Genomic DNA, 5,487 nt, shown 5'->3' with positions numbered 1-5,487 from the left:
GTAAGGCTTCCAGCCTTGGTACTCCGCCAACAGCAGTCAAATTAGTGGGCAGTGACCTTGATAGGTATTTATAGCAATTCTACTTTTTTCAAAACCTCCAAGGAGAAAAAACCCTTGGAGGAGATATACGTTAATTTATTTTGCACTTTCTACTTTTCACTTCTAGCAACTAGTAACTAGCACCTAGAAACTTTTTTCCCTACCTTTACATTCCAAACCCTAAAGACGAATGGACGAATTCAAACACATTAAAAATATCATTTTCGATTTGGGAGCAGTTATCATTCCCATTGATTTTGAAAAAACATTTTGTGCTTTTTCAAACCTAAGTGGCATTCCGGTTGATGAAATTAAAACACGGTATCTAAACGCTACGCTCTTTGTTGATTTTGAAACAGGCTTGATCGGAAACTTTGCTTTTTTACAAGGCCTTCGATTGTTGTTGAACATGGACCAGACTATCAGCGATCATGAATTGAGGAATGCGTGGAATGCATTACTGCTAGATATTCCAGAGGAACGCATCAACCGCATTCTTGAATTAACGGATACGTATCGCATATTTATTTTAAGCAATACAAATCCCATTCACATTAAAGCCGTAAACCAAATCCTATATGATTTCACAGGATCACCTACGCTTGAAGAGGTTGTAGAGCATGCGTTCTATTCCTATGATATGGGCATGATAAAACCAGATCCCAATATCTATACTACAGCGCTTGCACAGTTTGGATTGATTGCAGATGAAACATTTTTTTTAGATGACAATGCAGACAATATCGCAGGTGCACAATCCGTAGGTATACATACGGCATTGGTAACAGAACAACACTCTTTATTTGAAATCTTGAAACATGCTTAAGAAATACAAACAGATTGCCATTCATATTTTATTATTCGCAATTACACTTGCAACTACTACTTTTGCAGGTGCCGATTGGAAGGGCTTACAGGTCGATACTTTCTGGGACTATGTTGCAAGTGGCTTAAGCTTCTCTCTTACCTTCTTAGGCATTCTAACCATACACGAATTTGGACATTATTACTTTGCAAAAAAATACAAACTCGATGTATCACTCCCCTACTACATTCCGTTTTACCTACCAGGTAGCCCGTCGATAGGTACCTTCGGGGCGTTCATTCGTATGAAAGGGCAAATACAATCACGTACCAGTATTTTTGATATCGGTATCGCCGGTCCGCTTGCAGGGTTTGTTGCAGCGCTGGGTTTATTGATCTATGCCTTTGCAACGCTCCCTGAAAAAGAATACATCTACACCATTCACCCCGACTACGAACAGTTTGGCGCCAACTACGAATCGCATGTGTATACCTATGACTACCTAAAGGCGTATAGCGATACCCACATCGATCAAAAATTTACAGCAGATTCCATACATTATTTGGAACACAAAAACACGGATGCAGATTTAGTAAAGCCTACAAAAACATACGAAACAGAATTCTCTGTATTGGCCGTTGGAGATAATTTATTGATTGGCATTTTCAAAAAACTATTTGCTTATCAAGGAGATAAAATCCCCAACAAGTATGAGTTCTTTCATTACCCGTTTTTATTTGCAGCATATCTAGCCTTGTTTTTTACCGCACTTAATTTAATTCCGGTAGGGCAATTAGACGGCGGACATGTAATCTACGGTTTGTTTGGACTCAGCATGCATAAAAAAATCGCAAGCACCTTCTTCACCGCATTTGTATGCCTTGCTGGGATAGGCATCTTTCGATCGAATCCGCTTGATATAAATTTCTTTGATTCGAATGCCTACGAAAAAATACAATTTGTATTGGTGTATGCTGGGTTCTTATACCTCGTCTTTTCTAGAATGTATTCGAATTACATGAATACCATTGTAGCCGCATTGAGTGTATTTACATTTCAATTGGTGGTTGAATTTAGTTTCCCTACCATCATTGGCTACCCAGGCTGGCTCTTATACACCTTCCTAATCGGACGGTTTTTAGGTGTGCATCATCCGCCATCACTGGATGAACGCCCATTAGATACCAAACGAAAAGTATTGGGCTGGATTGCATTAGCAATTTTTATTTTATGTTTTACTCCAGAGGTGTTGACGTTTGAGTTAATAAACAGTGGTCAGTGAACAGTGGACAGTAGTCAGTCAGAAAAAAGTAGTAAGTAAAAAAGTATAGAGTGTAGAGTAAGCTCACATCATTGGCTCTCGTATTGCTACCCAACTCGTAGTTGTGCCAGCGGCCAACAACCTGCAAATCTCTGCCGTATTACTTCCACTAGGGGCGATGCCCCTAGCTATGACATGTAAGGCTTTCAGCCTTAACGCTACGCCGATAGTTGCGAAACAGCATAATCAAATAAGTCCCCATTTTATTCCCTTTGCCAGCGGCCAACAACCTGCAAATCTCTGTCATCTCAACGAAGCATGCTCTTTTACAAAGGGTGTTACATCTAGCTCCATTTGTCTGAACTATGATTCGTGTGATTAATTTGATTAAAATGATTTTTAATACGCTGTTTTCTGGCGCTCGTGTTACTACCCAACTCGTTGTTGTGCCAGCGGCCAACAACCTGCAAATCTCTGCCATCTCAGCGAAGCATTCTCTTCTACAAAGGGCGATGCATCTAGCTCCATTTGTCTGAACTATGATTCGTGTGATTATTGTGATTATTGTGATTAAAAATGATTAAAAATACGCTATTTTAATTCTACGCTCCAATTAAAAATTGAGCAATACTTAATACTTAATACTTAATACTTAATACTTTTTTTCCTGTTCACTGACCACTGACTACTATCTCGCACCCACAAACTTCGCAGGACTCCCAGTATACACTCCTGCTTCTCCCAATACGTCTTTATAAACGCTGCTGCGTGCTCCAATTACCATACCTTTATCAATTGTAACACCTGGTGCAACAAACACGTCTGTGGCTAACCAGCACTCGTCTTTGATAATAACTGGCTTTGTATATACATCGAATGTTTTTTGTTTATAATCGTGGCTCCCTGTGCAGATATATCCTCTTTGGGAAATTACCGTATTCTTTCCAATACTAATTTCGCCTAAGGTATATAATACCACATTGTCACCTATCCAAGAATAATCTCCAATTGTTAATTTCCATGGATAGGTAATTTTTACAGATGGTCTTAGTATTACATTTCTCCCAATCTTGGCTCCAAATAAACGCAACAAAAACCGTCTCCAGCCATAAAGTATTTGCGGGGAAGGATTGAACAAAAGTACCTGAACCACCCACCACAATTGTACATACCAACCAGGTTTGCCTCTAAACTTTGCAGGCATGGTAAATTTTGATAGGTCTTGATGCATGGTTGTTCGTTTTTGATTTCTAGCGCAAGTTAAATCATAATTATGAGTTATGAGTTATGAATTATGAATTTTAATGGAAAGAAAAAGTAGTCAGTTGAAAGGAAATAAGTGGTCAAGGATCACTATTTTTTTACACGTTACACTTTTACACTTTTTTTCTCCATTCTTCTAGCTCCTAGAAACTAACAACTGGCAACGCATTTGTCTGAACAATGATTCGTGTGATTATTTTGATTAAAAATGATTTAAAAATCTAAAATTTACCGCTACTTATTGATCATTCATAACTCACAACTCCTAATTCTAACTCTGTACTCGTCTAGAACCTAGAAACTGGCAACTCATTTCGTTGTCCACTGACTCCCGCCCAAAAGCGGGACAAGCACTGAACACTTTTTTTTCATTCATAATTCATAACTCATAATTCACAATTACCTAATCGGTTTCCAATAGTTCACCACACAAACAGCAACGCCACCTGCTAGGCCTACATACAAATCTCCCATGGTATTGTTGAGAGAGCCTTGTAAATTATTGTTATAAAAATAGTTGGAAATGACCCATTCGAAACCCTCCCAGCCTACTGCGGATAAAGCAACGCAGCCCAACATGAAAATAGATTGTATGTATCTTTTTTGCAGCAGCATCGCTGAGCGAAATAGATATAAGGAAATACCTGCGATTGCCATCCCACCAACAAAATGGAAGCCAATACCTATATGCGGTACATATTTAAAAAGCTTTGCTTGTATAAAAATAAACTCTAAAAAAACGATAAGGAGTAGTGTACTAAAACACAGTGAAATAATTTTTCGTGCAAAGGAATTCATGGATTTAATCGCTGTGCTTTTGTGTGGGCATAGAAAAGGATATTAACCAATACAAAGAACGGATTACAGCACAATAAATATGTACGTTCATTAAAATAAGCAACATACATATTTATTAAAATACCAACCGTTTTTTTTAAACATTTGCAAATTTATCTTTTAATTTTAAAAATGGTGTTTCTAAAATCTTATAGGATAACATAGAAATTAAAATGGTAATAACGATCACAGTTACATATAACAACACATTAAATAGAATGCTGTTATCCAAATCAAGCTTTATAATATTATTGATACATAAAAAAATTATAATATTGTGATACATATACATGCCATAAGAATACTTTCCTAGCTTATCTGTTAGCTTCGTATTAAAACTTAATATACTTTTCTCATTATAAACAATGTTCAATATCAAAATCATGCCAGACATCCCAACCAATGGATGCACAAATGGCCACATTGCATTCACAAAAAACAATGCTACAAAGAAAATCAAGGTTGCAATTTCTACTGCTGGATTAAAGATCCATTTCAATACATTCTCTTTCTTATTGAAAATTAAATATGCTCCATAAGCTCCAATTGCCATCGTTTCAACATACAATACTTTTATGAACACTTTAAATACAAGTAAACCCTCAATCCATGGATGGTTTGGAACGTATTTCAACATCAAAAAGCAGATTGCATATACCAGCAATTGAAAAGCTATTTTTATAGCTACGAACCAAATAATGGCTTTCCCTAAATTACCGATCCATTTTTTAACAATCAAAGGCCAAATCAAATAAAATTGCTCTTCAATACTGATAGACCACAATTGTGTGCTAAATCGATTCCCTAAAAATATTTTATTAGCAATTACCGGCAAAAAACAAATATATAAAATCAATGTCATTGCCCAATCCTCTTTGTTGCCAAATAAGGATTGATCTGAAAAAAAATATGGAAGTACGAAAAAAGAAAGCACTACTAAAAAATAATATAAAGGCCAAATTCTAAATATCCTTCTTAAAAAGAATTTCTTCATTTCAATCTTACCTGTTTTTTGATATTCTTTTAATAATAAGAGGGTAATCAAAAAACCACTCAACATGAAAAAAATTGTTACTGCATGACCGCCTAAATTTCGAATTGTATTGAAACCGAAAATATTTGACAAGCCGGAAATGTTTTTTCCATTTTCTAAATGGTGCACTATTACTGACAGGGCAGCAAAAAAACGAATGGTGTCTAATTTGGGAATGTATTTAAAATCTTTAATTATCATATATTAGAATTTCCAAATAACTATTTTCAATTTTTTAATTAATAATGC

General features: G+C 36.1%; 5 protein-coding genes. 2 read left to right on the top strand and 3 right to left on the bottom strand.

Annotated elements, in window-relative coordinates:
- The first annotated feature begins 229 nt into the window (after nt 1-229).
- A complete protein-coding gene (locus tag Q0543_RS02445; protein ID WP_299248625.1) occupies nt 230-865 on the top strand; it encodes an HAD family phosphatase in 636 nt (211 codons plus the stop codon).
- Nucleotides 858-2,126, top strand: coding sequence for a site-2 protease family protein (locus Q0543_RS02440; protein ID WP_299248622.1), 1,269 nt, complete (start codon nt 858-860; stop codon nt 2,124-2,126). Before Q0543_RS02445 ends, Q0543_RS02440 begins: the two co-directional genes overlap by 8 nt.
- Nucleotides 2,127-2,793: 667 nt before the next feature.
- Here the strand turns inward: Q0543_RS02440 and Q0543_RS02435 are convergent.
- From Q0543_RS02435 to Q0543_RS02425, 3 genes are all read right to left on the bottom strand, one after another.
- Nucleotides 2,794-3,336 carry a putative colanic acid biosynthesis acetyltransferase gene (locus Q0543_RS02435; RefSeq protein ID WP_299248619.1) on the bottom strand — a complete coding sequence of 181 codons (543 nt, stop codon included), beginning with the start codon at nt 3,334-3,336 and terminating at the stop codon, nt 2,794-2,796.
- Between the two features lie 431 nt (nt 3,337-3,767).
- Nucleotides 3,768-4,166: a hypothetical protein gene (locus Q0543_RS02430; protein WP_299248616.1), complete on the bottom strand. Its 399-nt coding sequence runs from the start codon at nt 4,164-4,166 to the stop codon at nt 3,768-3,770.
- A gap of 136 nt (nt 4,167-4,302) precedes the next feature.
- Nucleotides 4,303-5,439, bottom strand: a complete 1,137-nt coding sequence (locus tag Q0543_RS02425; protein WP_299248614.1) for an acyltransferase — start codon at nt 5,437-5,439, stop codon at nt 4,303-4,305.
- Nucleotides 5,440-5,487 lie beyond the last annotated feature (48 nt).

Source organism: uncultured Cytophaga sp., assembly GCF_937863595.1.
Classification (GTDB): Bacteria; Bacteroidota; Bacteroidia; order Cytophagales; family Cytophagaceae; genus Cytophaga.
This window is presented reverse-complemented; position numbering and strand designations above follow the sequence as displayed.

Excerpts from the sequence above, each read along its gene's own strand:
- Q0543_RS02430 (WP_299248616.1), bottom strand. The coding sequence starts at position 4,166 with ATGAATTCCTTTGCACGAAAAATTATTTCACTGTGTTTTAGTACACTA.
- Q0543_RS02435 (WP_299248619.1), bottom strand. The coding sequence starts at position 3,336 with ATGCATCAAGACCTATCAAAATTTACCATGCCTGCAAAGTTTAGAGGC.
- Q0543_RS02440 (WP_299248622.1), top strand. The coding sequence starts at position 858 with ATGCTTAAGAAATACAAACAGATTGCCATTCATATTTTATTATTCGCA.
- Q0543_RS02425 (WP_299248614.1), bottom strand. The coding sequence starts at position 5,439 with ATGATAATTAAAGATTTTAAATACATTCCCAAATTAGACACCATTCGT.
- Q0543_RS02445 (WP_299248625.1), top strand. The coding sequence starts at position 230 with ATGGACGAATTCAAACACATTAAAAATATCATTTTCGATTTGGGAGCA.